2 protein-coding genes are annotated in these 18,662 nt (G+C 77.1%); both read right to left on the minus strand.

The window, feature by feature from the left end; all coding sequences use genetic code 11:
* Nucleotides 1-25 precede the first annotated feature (25 nt).
* Entirely contained in the window at nt 26-9,322 is a 9,297-nt protein-coding gene (locus tag OSB71_RS10565; protein ID WP_265946843.1) for a non-ribosomal peptide synthetase, read from the minus strand.
* Nucleotides 9,319-18,486, minus strand: a complete 9,168-nt coding sequence (locus tag OSB71_RS10570) for an SDR family NAD(P)-dependent oxidoreductase (protein ID WP_265946845.1) — start codon at nt 18,484-18,486, stop codon at nt 9,319-9,321. The genes OSB71_RS10565 and OSB71_RS10570 overlap by 4 nt, the downstream gene beginning before the upstream one ends.
* Between the last annotated feature and the right edge of the window lie 176 nt (nt 18,487-18,662).

Raw genomic sequence — 18,662 nt, forward strand, 5'->3', positions numbered from 1 at the left:
CGGGCGCTCGTCGCCCGGGGCCGGCTCAGTCCGCGGGCTCCGGGCCCGCGGGGCGCCCGGGCGGGGCGGGGCGGGCCGCCCGGGACCGCAGGGCCGCCACGTCGGCCGCCGGGTCGGCCGCGATCTCCGCCAGCAGGGCCGGGAAGCCCCGCGCCAGCCGCTGCGCCGTCCGCCGGGTGAACAGGTCGGTGCTGTACTCCAGGTAGCCCCGCAGCCCGCCGGCCGTCTCCCGGGCGACGAGGTTGAGGTCGTACCGCGCGGTGCCGTGGTCGACGGTGAGCTGCCGCACCGCCGGGGCGGCTTCCCCGGCGGTCCCGGCGGTCCCGGCGGTCCCGGTGCCGCCGGTCTCCCCGGCGGCCGCCGGTGGCGGCTCCTCGGGCGGGAGCAGGTTGAACATCGTCTGGAACACCGGCGTGTGGGCGGGGTCGGGGGTGGGGCCGACGGCGCGCGCGACGTCGGTGAACGGCACGTCCTTGTGCTCGTGCGCCTCCGTGGTCACGCGCCGGGCCCGCTCCAGGACCTCGCCGAACGGCCGGTCCCCGGCCACGTCCAGCCGCAGCGCGACCAGGGTGACGAAGTAGCCCACGACCGGCTCCAGCTCCGCCCGCGGCCGGTGCGAGACGGCCGAGCCGATCACCAGGTCGTCGTCCTCGGACTGCCCGCCCACCAGCACGGCGAACGCGGCCAGGAGCGTCGTGTAGAGCGTGGCGCCCCGCTCCTGGCCCACCGCCCGCAGCCGGGTCAGCAGCTCCTCGGGCACGGCGTACTCCGCCGAGGAGCCCTGGTAGGACTTCACCGGGCCGCGCGGGAAGTCGGTGCGCAGCGCCGGGCGGGCGGGCAGGCCCGCCAGGGCGCGGCGCCAGTAGCCGAGCTGGCGGCGCAGCTCGGCGGTGCCGACCGCGCGCCGCTGCCAGCGGGCGAAGTCGGCGTAGCCCAGCGGCGGCGGCTCCACGCTGGGTGCCTCGCCCCGCCGCAGCGCCTCGTACCCGGCCATCAGCTCGCCCAGCACCAGGTGCACCGACCAGCCGTCGAAGACGCCCCAGGGGCGGGTGAGGACGGCCACGTGCGCGTCGTCGGACAGGGCGAGCAGGTGGGCGCGGAGCTGATGCGGTCCCTCCGGCGCGAAGGGCAGCGTGCGCTCGGCGCGCAGCCACTGCGTCACCTCGGCGCCCACGGCGTCGTCGGTATCCACGGCGCCGTCGGCGGGCCCGGTGTCCTCGGCGTGCCCGGCGTCCCCGGTCAGTTCGGTGACGGCCACCTCGAACCCCTCGGCGGAGCCCACGCGCTGGACCCACTCGCCACCCGCGCGCCGGACGTAGCCGGTGCGCAGGACGGCGTGCCGCTCGACCAGCGTCCGGACGGCACCGGCGAAGGCGTCGCGGTCGAGCGGGCCGTCGACCCGGAAGGCGAGCTGGACGTTCTCGTGCCCGCTGCCCAGGTGCGCGGGCCGGTGCAGGAACCACAGCGCGTCGCGCTGCTGGAGGCTCAGCGGCGCCTCCTGGCCCTCCCGGACCAGGTCGCCCGCCGGCAGCGGCACCTCCGGCGCGGCCTCGGGCTCCCGCTCCAGGGCGGCGGCCAGCTCCTCCAGCGTGGCGCCCGCGAAGATCGCCGCGAGGGGGAGCTCGGCGCCCGTCTCCTTGCGCACCCGCAGGGTGAGACGGGTGGCGAGCAGGGAGTGCCCGCCCAGGTCGAGGAAGGTGTCCTGGAGGCCGACGCGGCCGACGCCGAGCACCTCGCCGACCAGGCGGCACAGCGTGCGCTGCGCCTCGGTGCGGGGCGCGACGTAGGTCTCCTTGGCCACGTCGTCCTCGCCCGGCTCCGGCAGGGCCCGCTTGTCGACCTTGCCGTTGGGCGTCACGGGGAGCTGTTCGAGCACCACGAAGGCGCTGGGCACCATGTACTCCGGCAGCCGCGCCGCCAGGTGCTCCTTGAGCGTCCGGGCGGTGGCCGGGCCGAGCCGGCCGAGCTGCGGGACGTTGGCCGACCGTGGCGCCCGGTAGGCGCCGCGGGCCCGCACCGGCGGCAGCTCGCCCAGGCCGAACACCGCGTCCAGCGCGCCGGGCGTCTCCTGCGACCAGGTCAGCGCCACCTGGTAGCCGAGCGACTCGGCGTGCCGCAGCGCGGACTCCAGCTCCCGCGCCGCCGCTTCGGACGCCCCGGTCTCCCCGGCACGGGCGTCGCCGGGGGCCGGGACCTCGCGGCCGGGGGCCCAGCGGGCCAGGTCGGCGTGCAGGCGCAGGGCGTCGGCGACGCGGGGGTGGGCCAGACCGCTCACCCCGAACCGCGCCGGCGGGTCGCCGTCCAGCAGCTCCCGCAGCCCGGCCGCGGTGGTGGCCGCCAGCCACGGGTGCGGCTCGGCCGGGGCCGCGGGACCCTTGGTGAGCAGCACGTCGTAGCGGTAGTCCGACGCTCCGCCGGCGCCTTCCATGCCGTCGCCGCGCCGCACCGGCAGCTCCACGGAGCCGAGTTCGGTCAAGCGCTCGGGCAGCCGCGCGAAGTGGGTGGGGCTCACCAGCAGGTGCGGTTCGGCGCGGACGGCCTCGCGGGTGCGGGCGGCCAGCTCGGCGGCGGTGAGCGGCCCCGCGGCGGCGCGGTGCTCGGCTGCGCACGCGCGGGCCGGGAGCAGGTCGAGGTTGCCCACGTCGGTGACGAGGACGCGGCCGCCGTCCGCCAGCAGCGGCAGCAGCCCGGCCAGCACCGCGTCCAGGTGGCGCTCGTGGGGGAAGCAGCGCACGACGGAGTCGAGCACGACGGTGTCGAAGGTGGTTCCGGCCAGCTCCTGCACGGCGGCCAGCGCGTCGGCCCGGTGGAGGGTGACGTGCGTCCAGCCGCGGGCGGCCACGCGGCGCCGGGTGGCGTCGAGCGCGGCGGCGGAGAGGTCGACCGCGTGCACGGACGCGCACTCCTCGGCGTACCGGAACAGCAGCGAGCCGGGGCCGCAGCCGATCACCAGCAGCCGCTTGGGCCGCAGCGTCCCCAGCGGGTCCGCGCCGGCACCGGCCTCGGCGCCGGCCCCCGCCCCGGGCTCCGTCCCGGCGTCGGCGTCGGCGTCGGCGTCGGCTTCCCCTTCGGCGGTGGCGGTGGCGCGCTGACCGTCGAAGTGGCGCTCCCACCGCTCCAGGTGGGCCGCGCTCTCCTCCTCGGCCGCGTCCACCAGCCACTCCCGCGTCGGACTGACGTAGGCGACGAGCGCCCGCTCGGCCCCCGACGCGCGCGGTACGACGACGGCCCGGTGCACCGCCGGGTGGGTGTGCAGCGCGTTCTCCACGTCTCCGGGCTCGACGCGGAAGCCGCGCACCTTGAGCTGGTCGTCCACGCGGCCCAGGTGCTCGATCAGCCCGTCGGGACGCCAGCGGGCCAGGTCCCCGGTGCGGTACATGCGCGTGCCGGGTGTGAACGGGTTGGCGACGAAGCGCTCGGCGGTCAGCGCGGGGCGGCCCAGGAAGCCGCGGGCGAGCTGGTCGCCGGCGATGTACAGCTCGCCGGGGACGCCCTGCGGCAGCGGGCGCAGGTCCCCGTCGAGCACGTAGGCCTGCGTGTTGCACACCGGTGCGCCGATGGGCACCCGGCGCGCCCCGGGCTCGGGGTGGTAGCGGCAGCCCAGCGCCGCGCCGACCTCGGTGGGCCCGCAGATGTTGAACAGCGCCACGTCCGGCAGCACCCGCCACACCCGCTCGGCCAGCTCCACGGGCAGCGGCTCGCCGGTGGCCTCCAGGCGGCGCAGCCCGGTGCACTGGGCGGCGGCGGGCTCGGAGAGGAACTCGGCGAGCATGGACGGCACGAAGTCGACGTCGGTGACGCCCTGGTCGCGGATGACCGAGGCCAGGTACTCGGGGTCCTTCTGGCCGCCCGGCCGGGCGATGACCACGCTGCCGCCCACCTGGAGCGGCCAGAACAGCTCCTTGACGGAGACGTCGAAGCTGACCGACGTCTTCAGCAGCACCCGCTCGCCCTCGGCCATCGCGAACGCCTGCTGGTCCCAGGCCAGCCAGTTCATGCTCGCCCGGTGGGTGATGACGACGCCCTTGGGGCGGCCCGTCGTCCCGGAGGTGTAGAGCACGTAGGCCGGGTGGTCGGGCAGCACGGCCACGTCCGGGGCCGTGTCCGGGTACTCCGCGGTGTCCGGCAGCTCGCTCAGGACCAGCAGCGGCCTGCCGTCGGCCAGCATGCGCTCCACCCGCTCGTCGGGCAGGTCGGTGTCGACGGGCAGGTAGGCGGCGCCGGACTTCAGCACGCCGTAGATCGCGGTGAGCAGGTCGAACGAGCGCGGCATGCGGACGGCCACCAGCACCTCGGGGCCGGCGCCGCGCTCGATGAGCCAGTGGGCGAGCCGGTTGGCGCGGGCGTCGAACTCCGCGTAGCTGAGCGTCGCGTCCTCGTGGACGAGCGCGGTGCGGTCCGGGGTGCGCGCGACCTGGGCGGCGAAGGCGGCCGGCAGCGTCGGCGCGGGCACCGGCGCGGCGGTGTCGTTCCACTCCACGAGCAGGCGGTGCCGCTCGTCCTCGGGCAGCACCGCCACGTCCAGGGCGGCGGTGGTCCGGCCGTCGTCGGCCGCCAGGGCCGCGACGACCCCGGCCAGCGCCGTCTGCACGTAGTCGGTGACGGCCTCGCCGCTGATCGCGTCGTCGACCTGCACGTCCAGCGACATCTGGGTGCCGAAGTCGTCCAGCGACACCGACACCGGGTAGTTGATGCCGTCGGCCGCCGCCAGGAAGCGCACGCCGTGGTCGTCGGTGCGGACGCCGGCGGCCGGGCCGTGCTCGGGCTCGAAGTGCCGGAAGTTGGCCACCGCGCTGAACAGCGGGGCGTCGCCGTCCAGGCCGCTGCACCGCTGCACCAGGCCGAGCGGGCTCAGCTCGCGCGGCAGCAGCTCGCGCAGCCCGGCGTCCACGTCGGCGACCAGCTCGCGCACACTGCGCCCGGCCAGCCGCACCCGCATGGGCAGGGTGTTGATGAAGTTGCCGAGCATGCGCTCCACGCCGGGCACGCCCTGGAGGCGGCCGGACATCACGGTGCCGAACACCACGTCGTCGCGTCCGCTCGTCGCGGCGACGACGCGGGCCCACGCCGCGTGGAAGAGGCAGGCCGGGCTCAGCCGCAGCCGCTGGGCCTGCTCCCGCAGCCCGGCGGTCAGCGGCTCGGGCAGGGTGCGGCGGAGCTGCCGGACCCGGCGGGCGTCACCGCGCACGTCGTCCAGGCCGAACGGGGTGGTGGGCTCGGTGACGTCGCCGAGCACGGCCCGGAAGTGCGCCTCGGTGTCCGCGAGGTCCTGCTGGTGCAGGGTGTGGGCGACGAAGTCGCGGTAGGGCGCCGGGTCGGCCAGCAGCTCCGCCCGGCCCGCCAGCCGCAGCGCCAGTTCGCGCAGCGTGAGCCGCAGCGAGGTGGCGTCCTCGATGAGGTGGTGGGCGTTGAGCACCAGGTAGCGGCGCGCGGAGCGCGGGTCCTCGGCGACCACCAGCCGCAGCAGCGGGGCCTGGTCGAGCGCCAGGCGGCCGGGCCGGTCCAGCAGCGCGCGGGCCTGCTCCTCGGCGTCCCGGTCCGGGTCCAGGCGGACGTGCTCGACCGGCAGGCGGGCGGTGCGGTGCACCACCTGCACGGGGGCCGGGAGCCGGTCGGTCAGGACGGCGGTGCGCATGGCGTCGTGCCGGTCGACGATGCTCTGGAGCGCCCGGACGAAGGCGGTGCTCGCCGCCTCGTCGTCGGCGACGTAGAGGGTGGACACGAGGTAGGGGTCGTGGTCCGGGTCGAGCAGGTGGTGGAAGAGGATGCCCTCCTGCGTCGGCATCAGCGGGTAGACGTCCTGGACGTTGGCCGCGCCGCCGGGCACGGCGTCCGCCACGGTGTCGGCCTGCTCCTGGGTGAGCTCGACCAGCGGCAGCATGGCGGGGGTCAGGCGGGTGCAGCCGGGCGGGACGAGGTTGGGCGGCACCGTGAACTCCGGTCCGTCCTCCGCCTGGTCCAGCCGGGCCGCCAGCTCGGCCAGGACGGGGGCGCCGAACACGTCGCGGACCGTGGCGCGCAGCCCGCTCTCCCGCAGCCGTGCCACCAGCACGGTGATGAGCAGCGAGTGGCCGCCCAGCGCGAAGAAGTCGTCCTCGGCGCCGACGCGGTCGGCGGGGAAGCCCAGCAGCTCGGCCCAGAGTCCGGCCAGCAGCCGCTCGGTGCCGGTGCGCGGTGCGGTGTAGGCGCGCTGGGCGAAGGCGTCGACGCCCGGGGCGGGCAGGGCCTTGCGGTCCAGCTTCCCGTGCGCGGTGACGGGCAGGGCGTCCAGCAGCACGTAGGCGCCGGGCACCATGTGCTCCGGCAGGGCACGCTCCAGGTGTCGTTGCAGGGCGGCGCGGGGGTCGTCGCCCAGGGCGCCCGGGGCGGCCCGGCCCGCGTCGGCCGCGTCACCCGCGTCGGCCGGGACGGCCGCCCCGTCCGCGTCGGCCGGGACGACGTAGGCCACCAGCCGGGGCTGCCCCGGCCGGTCCTCCCGCAGCACGACGGCGCAGGCGCGCACCCCCGGGTGTGCGGCCAGCCGGTGCTCGATCTCGCCCAGCTCGATCCGGAAGCCGCGCAGCTTCACCTGGTCGTCGGCGCGGCCCAGGAACTCCAGGGTGCCGTCGGCCCGCCAGCGCGCCAGGTCGCCGGTGCGGTACAGGCGCTCCCCCGGGCCGCCGAACGGGTCGGGGACGAACCGCTCGCGGGTCAGCTCCGGCTGGTGCAGGTAGCCGCGCGCGAGGCCGACCCCGGCGATGTGGAGCTGGCCGACGCAGCCCACGCCCTGCGGCCGGAGCGCGTCGTTGAGCACGTAGAGGCGGATGTTCTGGATGGGCCGCCCGATGGGGACGACGCGCGGCACCTCGTCGGCCGGGCAGGTCCAGTGGCTGACGTCGACGGCCGCCTCGGTGGGCCCGTAGAGGTTGTGCAGCGGCGCCGGGTGCCGGGCCGCGTGACGCGCGCACAGCTCCGGCGGCAGCGCCTCCCCGCTGGCGAACACCCGGCGCACGGAGGTGCACTCCGGCCAGCCCGGGTCCTCCACGACCGCCCGGAGCATGGACGGCACGAAGTGCAGCGTGGTCACCGCGAACCGCCGGACGGCCGCGACCAGGTAGGCCGGGTCCTGGTGGCCCCCCGGCGCCGCGACGGCCAGCCGGGCCCCGTACAGCAGCGGCCAGAAGAACTCCCACACCGAGACGTCGAAGCTGAACGGCGTCTTCTGGAGGACCACGTCGTCCTCGGTCAGCCCGTAGGCGTTCTGCATCCACTCCACGCGGTTGACCGCAGCGCGGTGCTCGATCATGACGCCCTTGGGGCGGCCGGTGGAGCCGGAGGTGTGGATGACGTAGGCCAGGTGCGCCGGGCCGAGGCCGAGCCCGGCGGCCGGCAGGTCGTCCTCGGGCAGCGGGTGGAGGCTCCGCCCCTCGCGGTCGCGCACCGCGCCCCCGGGGTCCAGGAGCAGCACGTGCGGCACGGCGGCGAGCGGGGCGGCGTCCAGGTGCGGCTGGGTGAGCACGACCTCGGTGCCGGAGCCGCCGAGCAGGCCGCCGATCCGCTCGGCCGGGTAGGCCGGGTCGACCGGCACGTAGGCGCCCCCGGCCTTGAGGGTGCCCAGGATGCCGGCCACCATCTCGGCGGAGCGCTCCGCGCACAGGCCCACCAGGCCGTCCGGGCCGATCCCCGCGCCGCGCAGCGCGTGCGCGACGCGGTTGGCCCAGGCGTTGAGCTCGGCGTAGGTCCAGGAGCGGTCCTCCGTCACCAGGGCGGTGCGCTCCGGGTGGCGCCGCACGGCGTCCTCGAAGATCTCGTGCAGGCAGCGGTCGTCGGCGAACGGGCGCTCGGTGTCGTTCCACTCCCGCAGGACCCGGTGGCGCTCCTCGTCCGGCAGCATCTCCAGCCGGGAGAGCGGGGCGTCGGGGGTCTGTGCGATGGCGTCCAGCAGCCGGGTGTAGTGGCCGACGAAGCGGGTGATCGTCTCCCGGTCGTACAGGTCGGTGTTGTACTCGACGGTGCCCACGAGCCCGTCCGGGGTCTCGGTGAGGTCGAGCGTCAGGTCGAACTTGGTGGCGTCCACGTCGGACTCGACGGGGGTGACCTCCAGCCCGCCGACGCGCGCCGTGCGCTCGCGCTGCGCCTCCTGGAGCACGAACAGCGTCTGGAACACCGGGGCGTGGCTGAGGCTGCGCTCCAGGCCCAGGGCGTCCACCACGGCCTCGAAGGGCACGTCCTGGTGCTCGTAGGCGGCCAGCGCGCCCGCCCGGACCCGGTCCAGCAGCTCGGGGAAGTCCGGGTCCCCGGAGAGGTCGGTGCGCATCACCAGGGTGTTGGCGAAGAAGCCGACCAGCCCCTCCAGCTCGGCCCGGTTGCGCCCCGCCACGACGGTGCCCACGGCGATGTCGGTGGCGTGGGTGTAGCGGTGCAGCACGAGCTGGTACGCGGCCAGCAGCGTCATGTACGCGGTGGCGTCGTACCGCTTGCCGACCGCGCGCAGCCGCTCCAGCAGCGCGGCCGGGCAGCGGAACCGCTCCCGCGCCCCCCGGTAGGTCTTGACGGCCGGGCGCGGCCGGTCGGTCGGCAGCGTCAGCCGGGGGTCGACGCCGGCGAGCCGCTCCGTCCAGAAGTCCAGGTGCCGGTCCCGCCCCGGCGCGTCCAGCCGCCGCCGCTGCCAGTGGGCGTAGTCGGCGTACCCGATGGGCAGCGGCGCGAGCGGCGCGGGCTCCCCGGCGCTGAACGCCGCGTAGCACTCCCCCAGCTCGCGCACGAACACGCCGACGGACCAGCCGTCGGAGACGGCGTGGTGCATCGTCACCAGCAGGGCGTGGTCCCGCTCGGAGTGGCGCAGCAGCCGCACCCGCAGCAGCGGGTCCCGGGTCAGGTCGAACGGCGTGGCCGCCTCCCGCGCGCAGCGCTCGGGCAGCTCCGCCGGGTCGTCGAGGTCCTCCTCCTCGACGGTGAGGTCCCCGGCGTCCCCGACGAGCTGGTAGGGGACGCCGTCGCGCTCCACGAAGCGGGTGCGCAGGGCCTCGTGGCGGCGCACCACCGCGGTCAGGGCCCGCAGCAGCGCGGGACGGTCCAGCGGACCGCGCATCCGCATCGCCACGGGGATGTTGTAGGCCGCGCTGGACCCGTCGAGCTGCGCCAGGAACCACAGCCGCTGCTGGGCGAAGGAGAGCGCGACGGGCTCGCCGTCCGGCAGGTCGCGGGGCGGCACGGTGTCGAGCGCGGACAGGTCCACGCCCTGCTGCCGCAGCAGCGTGAGCAGCGCGCGCCGCCGCCTGGCGGGCAGCGCGCGGACCCTGCGGACCAGTTCGGCTCCGCCGTCCCGACGCGTGGTGGTCATCCTCGCCCTCTCGTCCGGTCCCGCGTGTCCGGCGCGTCCAGCGCGCCGAGCGCGTCGAGTTCCTCGTCGCTCATGCCCTCGATCAGCTCAAGGCCCCGGAGGATGCGCTCCACGTCGAGCGCACCGCCGTCACCGCCGCCGCCGTCTTCGGTGCCGCCCTCTTCGGTGCCGCCGTCTTCGGTGCCGCCGTCTTCGGTGCCGCCGTCGGCCGGGGCGCCGCCGTCGGGGGTGCCGTCGGCGGGGGTGCCGTCGGCGGGGGTGCCGTCGGCGACGCCGCCGTCCGGGGCGCCGTCGAGGGCCGCGCCGCGCCGGGTCAGCTCCGCGGCCATCGCGGTGAGCCGGGGCGCGCTGAAGACGGCCTGCACGGGCAGCTCCACCCCGGTCTCCCGCGTCAGGTGGTTGATCAGCCGGGTGGCCATCAGCGAGGTGCCGCCGAGGGCGAAGAAGTCGCTCCGGCCCGTCAGGTCACCGGCGTCGACGTGGAGGACGGCGGCCCAGGCCCGGGCCATCGTCCGCTCGGCCGCACCGAGCGACGCGCCGGGACGCGCGCCCGCCCCGGGGGCCGGGTCGGCCTCCGCGGCCCGGTCGGCCTCCGGCTCCGGCCCGGCGTCCGGCTCCCGCGCGGCCGGGGGCACGGGTGCGGCCGGGGCCCCGGAGGCGTCGCGGCCGACCCAGTAGCGGCCCGCCTCGAACGCGGTCGCCGGCAGCGCGACCAGCGCGCGCCGCGCGGGGTGCAGGCCGCGCCAGGGCACCCGGGCGCCGCGCACCCACAGGTGTGCCAGGTGCTCCAGGTCCCGGTCCTCGACGAGCCCGGCGAGGAACGCCTCGCCCCTGGCCCCGGTCAGCACCGCGCCCAGCGGCCCCGCGTCGTCCTCGGCGTTCCCGAGGTGGACCCGGCCCGCGCGTGCGGCACGTTCCTCCGCGCCGCCGGCCGGCTCCAGGTCGTCGGCCAGCAGGTCCGCCAGCGCGCCGCGCAGCTCCGTTGGCGAGTCGGCGACGACGGCGAGGCGTTCGGGCAGCGCCTCGCGGCCCACCTGCGAGGTGTAGGCCACGTCGGCGAGGCTCACCGCCGCCCCGGCGTCGCCGTCGAGGAAGTCGTGGAGCCGCCGCACCGCCGTGCGCAGCCGCCGCCGGTCCCGGGCGGAGACGAGCACCACCTGCGGGCCCGCGTCGGGCTCGCCCGCCGGGTCGGCCGGCTGCCGGGGCGGCGCCTCGACGACCAGGCTGACGTGGCTGCCGCCCGCGGCCACCGAGTTGATCAGGGCCCGGCGGACCGGCGGCGCGGACCCGGCGCCGCGCGGCTCCCACGGTGTCAGCCGGTCGCACAGCCGCAGCGGGCCGCCGTCGACCGCCAGGTGCGGGTTGGGCGCGCCGACCGCCACCAGCGGGGCCAGCTCGCCGTGGCGCAACTGGAGCACGACCTTGGTGAGCTGCGCGATCCCCGCGGCCGCCTCGGGGTGCCCGAGGTTGGACTTCACCGTGCCCACGGCCACCGGGTCGGCCACGCCGCCGAACACCTCGCGCAGCGCGGCGACCTCGATCTCGTCGGAGAACGCGGCCCCGTTGGCGGCGGCCTCCACGTACCCGACCGACTCCGGCGCCACACCCGCGCGCTCCAGCGCCCGCCGCATGACCTCCGCCCGGGCCCGGCGGCTGGGCGTCATGAACCCGTTCGACCGGCCGCCGTGCAGGGAGGCGCTCCCCCGGACGACGGCGAGCACCGGGTCGCCGTCGCGCAGCGCCGCCTCCAGCGGCTTCAGCAGCACGGCCCCGACGGCCTCGGCGGGCAGGTAGCCGTCCCCGTCGCGGAAGCTGCGGGCGCCCGGCCCCGTCCCCAGCAGCCCCATCTCGGCCAGGGCCCGGTACTTGTCCGGGTGGACGGTCAGGTTGACGCCGCCGGCCACGGCCAGCTCCGCCTCGCCGCGCCGGAGGTCGGCGCAGGCCAGGTGGATCGCCATGGCCGAGGAGGTGCACATGCTGTCCACGGCCAGGCTGGGACCCTCCAGGCCGAAGAAGTGCGAGACGCGGTTGGCGATCAGGTTGTAGGAGGCCGAGGCGGTCAGCGCCGCGAGCGCCGGGTCCGCGGCGTCCGCCTGGTACATCTGGTACGCCGCGCCGACGTACACCCCCACCCGGCGTCCGTAGCGCCGCTCGATGACCTCCTGGGTCACACCGCCGCGCTCCAGCAGGTGCCACACGGTCTCCAGGAACAGCCGCTGCTGCGGGTCCATCGCGGCGGCCTCGCGCGGGGAGACGCCGAAGTGCAGCGGGTCGAACCGGTCGACGCCGTCGAGGAAGGCGCCCCAGGGGCCGTCGGACGGCGCGCCCTCGGACGCCGGGAGCGCCTCGCGCGGCCACCGGTCGGCCGGGACCTCGGTGACGCTGTCCCGGCCCGCCCGGAGGTTGGCCCAGAACGCGTCCACGTCCGCCGCCTGCGGGTACCGTCCGCTGACGCCGACGATCGCGACGTCACCGGCGCGTTCGGGCCGCCCGGTGCCCGGTGCGGACGGGGCCGGGACGGGGGTGGGCCCGGCCGGGGGTTCGGTCCGCGCGGCGGCCGGGGCCGGGGCGGCCGGGGCCGGGGCGGCCGGGGCCGGGGCGGCCGGGGCCGGGGAGGCCGGGGCCGCGGCGGCCGGGGCCGGGGAGGCCGGGGCCGCCGGGGCGGGGGCCGCCGGGGCCGGGTCGCCGAGCAGCGTGCGCAGGGCGTCGGTGTGGTGGGTGGCGAAGTAGCGCGCCAGCTCGCGGACCGTCGGCCGCTCGAAGACCAGCGTGCGCGACAGCGCCCCGAAGGCCGGCTCCAGCTCGGCGGTGACGTTCACCGCGAGCACGGAGTCCATCCCGTACCGCTCCAGCGGCGTGTCGGCGTCGACGCGTCCGGCGTCCAGCTTGAGCGCCGACGCCAGCAGCCGCCGCAGGTGGCCGACCGCCCGTTCCTCCAGCGCCGGTTCCGCCCCGGCGCCGGGCACGGCGGCCCCCGGCCCGGCGTCGGCACGCGGCCCGGCCTCCGCGGCGGCGGGCTCGGCGGCGGGTTCGGCGGGCTCGGCGTGCGGGGCCCGTCCGGTCAGCCGGTCCAGCAGGCCCGCGCGCTCGCCGACCGCGACCAGCAGGCGGCCTTCGTCCAGGCCGTTGGCCTCGGGCGCCAGCGCGCACCGCAGGGCCCGCAGCCCCCGCGCGGTGTCCAGCGGGGCCAGCCCGGCGTCGCGCAGGTGCTCGCGCACCCGCGCGGTGCCGCCCATGCCGCCCTCGTCCCACAGCGGCCAGTTCACCGACACCGTGGTGCCGCCGCGCAGCCCGGCGGCCACCAGGTCCGCGCGGTGGACGGTGTAGGCGTCCAGGAACGCGTTGGCGGCGGCGTAGTCGGCCTGGCCCGGGTTGCCGAAGGCACCGGCCAGGGAGGACAGGCACAGGAAGAGGTCCAACGGCTGGTCCCGCGTCAGCTCGTCCAGGTGGACGAGCCCGGTCACCTTGGGCGCGAGGACGGCCGCGAACGCCTCGGGGGTCTTGCGCACGGCGTAGGCGTCGTCGACGACCCCGGCCCCGTGCACCACGCCCGTCAGCGGGCCGTGGTGGTCGGCCACGTGGTCCAGGAGCCGGGCGAGGGCGGCACGGTCGGTCACGTCCACGCGCTGGTACTCCACCGTCAGCCCGGCGCCCCGCAGGGCGGCCAGCGCGCCGCGCCGCGCCTCGTCCAGCGGCGAGCGTCCGGTGAGCACCACGGTGGCGTGCGCGACCGACGCGGCGATGTCCCGCGCCAGGACGAGCCCGAGCCCGCCGGCGCCCCCCGTGATCAGGTAGACGCCGTCCTCCCGCCACGCCGCCGGGGCGTGGTGGGCGGGGGCGACCTCGCGCAGCTCCCGCACGTACCGGCGACCGCCGCGGTAGCGGACCTCCGGCGCGCCCTCGACGGCCGCCTCCGCCCGCAGGCGGGCGGCCACCGCCGCGGGCTCCGCGCCGTCCAGGCACTCCAGGTACTGGGTGCGCAGCCGGGGTTCCTCCAGGGTGACGGTGCGCAGCAGGCCGGTCAGCGCGCCGTAGCAGGCCGCGCGCTCGGCGCCGGTGTCCGCGCCGGGCGCGCCCGCCCACACCACCTGGAGCAGCGCGGGCCGCCGCACCCCGGCCGCCAGGACGCCGCGGACCACCGTGAACAGGCGCCGGGCCGCCTCGGTGTAGCGCTGGTCCGGCGAGCCGTCGGCGGACGGCAGGACGTGGCACGCGGCGCCGTCGGGCAGGGCCGCGCGCAGCGCGTCGCACCCGGCGTCGCCCAGCGGGCCGACCACCACCACGTGGTGCTCGGCGTACTCCGGCGCGGCGGGCCCGCCGTCCCGGGCGGTCCACCCGGGGCGCAGCAGCACCAGGGCGTCGCCCTCCGCGCGCGGGGTCGAAGGCGCGCCCGGGGACGGAGCCGGGGCGGGGGACGGAGCCGGCGCGGGCGCGGGCTGCGCGGGCGCCGGGGCGGGCTGTGCGGACGCGCCGGTGTCCAGCCAGCACCGCTCGCGGGCGAAGGGGTAGCCGGGCAGGCTCACCCGCCGCGCCCCGGCGGACGGGGACGGCGGCTCCCACTCCACCGCGGCCCCCTCGGCCCACAGCCGCAGCAGGGCGTCGCCCGTGCCGTGCGCCGCCCAGTCGGCCCGCGCCGCCCGGACCGCCGCCGCGTCCGGCCGCCGCCCCGGGCGCACGGTCCCGCGCAGCCACGCGCCCGGCCGCCCGGGGTCGGACGCGAACGCGGTCAGCCGGGCGCGCGCGTCCGCCAGGGAGGTCGCGGCGAACGCCAGCCGCTCGTCCAGCTCCTCCCGGCCCGTCCGCAGCGTCCAGGAGACGTCGTGCAGCCGCCCCTCGTCCAGTTCGGCCAGCCGGTCCGCCGTCCGGCGCGCCAGTTCGACGAGCTGGCCCTCGCTCTGCGCCGACAGCACCAGCGGCGCGGGGCGCCCGTCCGGCCCGGCCTGCGGCGCGGGCTCGGGCACGTACTCCTCGATGACGACGTGCGCGTTCGAGCCGCCGCCCCCGAAGCTGGAGACACCGGCCAGCCGGGGGTACGTCCGCCGCCGCCCGTCGGCCTCCAGCGTCGGCCGCCGCCACGGCTCGGTGCGCCGCTGCACCCGCCACGGGGTGGCGGCGAAGTCGATGTGCGGGTTGAGCGGCTCCGCGTGCAGGCTCGGCACCAGCTCGCCGTGGCGGAGCTGGAGCAGCACCTTCGTGACGCCGGCGATGCCCGCCGCGCTCTCGGCGTGCCCGATGTTGGACTTCACCGAGCCGATCGCGCAGCTCGGCGGCGCACCACCGAGCCGGTCGAACGCCTTGCCCAGTCCGTCGATCTCGATCGGGTCGCCCAGCGAGGTGCCGGTGCCGTGCGCCTCCAGGTAGCTGAGCGCGCGCGGCTCGACCCCGGCCGCCGCCAGCGCGTCCGCGATGACCTCGCCCTGCGCCACCGGCGTGGGCACCGAGTACCCGGTGGTCCGGCCGCCGTGGTTGACGGCCGTCCCCTTGATCACCCCGTGGATCTGGTCGCCGTCCGCGACCGCCCGGTGCAGGGGCTTCAGCAGCACCGCCCCGACGCCCTCGCCGGGCACGTACCCGTCCCCGCCCGCGCCGAAGCTGCGGCACCGGCCGTCGCTGGAGAGGAACCGGCGCTGCCCCAGGACGAGGTACTTGTTCGGGTGCGGCGTGAGGTTGACGCCGCCCGCGAGCGCCGCGTCGCACTGGCCGCCGCGGATGGCCTCGCAGGCGAGGTGGATGGCCGTCAGCGAGGAGGAGCACATGGTGTCCACGGCCAGGCTCGGCCCGTGGAAGTCGTAGAAGTAGGAGACCCGGTTGGCGACCGTGGAGGCGCTGCCCCACAGCGCCACCGGCTCCCCGCGCTCCTGCGCCTGCGCGCCGTAGAGCTGGTACTCCTGGTACATCACGCCGACGAACACGCCCACCTTCGCCGACCGGCCCAGCCGCGCACCGGTGTACCCGGCGTCCTCCAGGGTGTGGTGGGCGCACTGGAGGAACAGCCGCTCCTGCGGGTCGAGGTGTTCGGCCTCAAGCTGGGATATCTGGAAGAACAGCGGGTCGAAGCGGTCGATCTCGTCCAGGAAACCGCCCCACCGGGTGGTGCCCGCGCCGTCCGCTCCGGCGTGCCGGGCCGGGTCCCAGCGCTCCGCCGGGACCTCGCGCACGCAGTCCCGGCCCGCCCGCAGGTTGCGCCAGAACGCGTCGAGGTCCGGGGCCTGCGGGTAGCGGCCGCCGACCCCGACGATCGCGATGTCCCCGACCTCGGCGGGCCGGTCGGCGCCGTGGGTCGCGCGGGGCTCGTGGGTGTCGTGGGCGGGCGCGGACGGCTCGGGTGCCGCGGGCCCCGGCAGGGCGCGCGTCGTCAGACCGGTCAGCTCGACGCACACGCCGCCCGAGGCGTCGAAGACGGTGACGTCCAGGCGCGCCGCCGCGGCGTCCGTCCCGCTGTCGGGCTGGTACCTGACCCACGCGTACGCCCGCTCCGGGACCGGGGCGCACACCAGCACCCGGTCGACCGCGAACGGCAGCGCCAGTCGGCCGTCCGCCCCCTCGGTGCCGTCCGTGGGCAGCCACAGGCCGACGGTCGCCTGCAACGCCCCGTCGAGGATGCTCGGGTGCAGCTCGCAGCCGTCGAGGTGCCGCGCCTCGGCGGGTACCCGCAACTCGGCCAGCACCTGCCGGCGGCCCGCCGCGTCCGTGCCCACGGCCAGCTCCGCCAGGGCCCGGTGCGCCGGGCCGTAGTCCAGTCCCAGGCGGGCGTAGAGGGCGTAGAGACGGTCCGGGCGGTGCGCGGCGTCCCCGCAGGCCGCCCGCACGTCCGCCAGGCCCGGCGCCCCCGGGGCGGCGGCCGGGCGCACGCTCGCGCGGCCCTGCCCGCACACCGCCCGCTCGCCCTCCGCACCCGGCTCCCACAGGGTGTACTCCAGGTCGCCGTCGGACAGCGGGCGCACGTCCACGCGCAGCTCCAGCCCGGCGGGACCGCAGACCGCCGGGCGCAGCCACACCACGTTCACCAGGGACACCCGCTCCGGCCGCGCGCCGCCCAGCGTGCGGACGACCGCCGCGCGCGCCATCTCCAACTGCGCCACTCCCGGCAGGACGCGGCTGCCGCGCACCTGGTGGTCGCGCAGGAACGGCTCGTCGCCCACGAAACGCGCCGCGTACGTCGTCGTCCCGTCCTCGGCCACCACGCGGTGCAGCATCGGGTGCGGGGCGGCGCCACCGTGGGGCCGGGCGAGGTGCTCGGCCAGCGCCCGCACGGTCTGGTGGCCGCCGAGTGCTCCGGAGTCGAGCGTCAGGCCGTAGCGGTCACCGAGCCGTTCGGCCAGCTTGGCCGTGGCGGCCCAGTCGAGGCCGAACTCCGCGAGCCCCACCTCGGGCCGCACCTCACCGACCGGCACCCCGAGCAGCCCGGCGACCTCCTCGGTGAGCACCGCACACACCTCCTCCACCCCCTCCGGCAGCCGCGACACGGGAGCGGAGACGGGAGCGGACGCGGGAGCGGGCCGGGGAGCCGGGGCGGGCGCGGGCGCCGGGCTCAGGGCGGGCGCCGGAGCCGGGGCCGCCGCGGGAGCGTCAACCTCCACCGGAGCCGGTGCCGACGCCGGGGCCGACGCGGAAGCGGACGCGGGGGCCGGTGCCGGGGTAGCGGTCGCGGGGGCCGGGGCGGACGCCGCGCGCGAAGCGGGGACCTCGGTCGCCAGCCACCCCGCCAACTCCGCGATCGTCCGATGCTCGAACATCACCGTCGGCGACAACGACACCGACAACCGATCCTCCAACTCTCCCACCAACGCCAACAAATCCGCCGAACCCAACCCCAACTCGTAAAACCCCAACCCCTCATCCACCTGCCCGACCGCCAACCCCAACCGCGCACCCACCAACTCCCGCAACACCACCACCAGGTCACCGCCACCCGGCGCACCCGACACCACAGGCGCGACAGGCGCGGCGGGCGCGGCGGGCGCGGGTTCCAGGGCCGGGGCGGACGCCGCACCCGACGCCGGGACCTCGGTCGCCAGCCACCCCGCCAACTCCGCGATCGTCCGATGCTCGAACATCACCGTCGGCGACAACGACACCGACAACCGATCCTCCAACTCCCCCACCAACGCCAACAAATCCGCCGAACCCAACCCCAACTCGTAAAACCCCAACCCCTCATCCACCTGCCCGACCGCCAACCCCAACCGCGCACCCACCAACTCCCGCAACACCACCACCAGGTCACCGCCACCCGGCGCACCCGACACCACAGGCGCGGCGGACGCGACGGGCGCGGCGGGCGCACCCGGCGCCGCCGGGGTGGCCCGCGGAGCGTCCTCGCGCACGTCGAGCGAGGCCACCTCCCGCACCCGCTTGCCGACGAACTGCCCCACCTCGGCGACCTTGGCCCCGGACGCGTCGTAGAACTCCACCGCCAGACGCACCAGTTCGTCGTCCCGGCGCACCGAGGCGGCCGGCACCCGCACGAAGCAGCGCTCGCCCAGCCCGCCCGCCGCCCGGAACGACTCGAACATCAGCGGCAGGTAGAGCCCCGGCCCCTCGTTGCCGTCGTGCAGCATGCCGATGCCCACCCCGCCGCCGAGCAGCCCGGCCTCGAAGAGCGCCGGGTGGAAGAGGAAGGCGTCCGTGCTGCCCCGGTACTCCGGGGCGAGCGCCAGCTCCGCGACCCAGTCGTCCGGCCGGTGGTGGACCGCACCCTCGATCTTCATCAGGCCCGAGTGGCGCAGGTCGTTCTCCCGGCACCAGGTGTAGATGTCGGTGAGCCGGGTGACCCGCTCGGCCCCGGCGAGCGGCAGCGCCAGCCGCTCGGCGTAGGGCCGCACGGGGCTGGGGTGCGCGGCCACCACCGCGTGGACGACCTCGGTGGCGTCCCCGGGGCGCCGGCTGCGCACCTCGACGCGCCACCCCCCGCGCGGGGCGGGCCGGCCCTCGACCGTGGTGAGCACGGACTCCCCGGGCGCGGCGACGAGCGGGGCCAGGATGGTGAGGTTGCGCAGCTCGACGTCCGCCATCGCGTGGCCGTGCCGGGCCAGCACCTGGAGCACCAGGTCCACGTAACCGACGCCCGGCAGAAGGCTGCGCCCGTACACCACGTGACCGTGCAGCAGCGAATTCTCGGCGGTGACCGTGAAGGTCTCGGTGAACGTGGACGGTGCGGTCATCGATATCCATCCCAGAGCAGCGTCGAAAGGGCCGACGGGGCCGCAGGGGACTCCCGTCGAATGATTCTTCCGGCCTCACGGAAAATACCGGAAGACGCGTTTCGATAAGCACGTCGGACAGCACCGCAAAAGGAGCTCACCGCTCGCCGACAAGCAGGCCCGAATACACACTTCCG

The sequence above is a fragment of the Streptomyces marinisediminis genome (assembly GCF_026262575.1).
GTDB classification, from domain to species: Bacteria; Actinomycetota; Actinomycetes; order Streptomycetales; family Streptomycetaceae; genus Streptomyces; species Streptomyces marinisediminis.

What these genes read in the sequence shown, in the direction of transcription:
- OSB71_RS10565 (WP_265946843.1), bottom strand. Translation starts at nt 9,322, where the DNA reads ATGACCACCACGCGTCGGGACGGCGGAGCCGAACTGGTCCGCAGGGTC.
- OSB71_RS10570 (WP_265946845.1), bottom strand. Translation starts at nt 18,486, where the DNA reads ATGACCGCACCGTCCACGTTCACCGAGACCTTCACGGTCACCGCCGAG.